Origin of the sequence: Shewanella sp. N2AIL (assembly GCF_022690845.1) — a bacterium.
Classification (GTDB): Bacteria; Pseudomonadota; Gammaproteobacteria; order Enterobacterales; family Shewanellaceae; genus Shewanella; species Shewanella baltica.
The window spans coordinates 1-321 of sequence record NZ_JALBYT010000104.1 but is presented as its reverse complement, the minus strand read 5'-3'; the positions used below and the strand labels follow the sequence as shown (position 1 = coordinate 321).

General features: G+C 43.6%; 1 pseudogene. It reads left to right on the top strand.

The window, feature by feature from the left end:
- Nucleotides 1–308: pseudogene (locus MO387_RS20930) on the top strand (IS4 family transposase); the annotation flags it as partial.
- Nucleotides 309–321: the final 13 nt, after the last annotated feature.

Here is a 321-nt window from a genome sequence, read left to right as displayed (position 1 = left end):
AAGAGCTGTGGGGCGTGCTACTGGCCTACAATCTCATTAGATATAAGATGTTGCTGATGGCTAAAAGCTTGCCATCGGTCCATCCTAATCAACTGAGTTTTAGGGATGCGGCGAGTTATATCATCTTCAAGTTGACACAACTGCCATCACAAACACCGGGGAATGTCCCGAGAGACGTATTGGATATAGAACGCAATGCACGGCAATTTAAGTTGGATGGTAAACGGGAAAGGGCTTATCCAAGAGTCCTTAAAATGAGTAAAAACAAGTATCCGGTTAGACCAAAGAAAAATGCCGTTCACTCTTAAGTGAACGGCATTA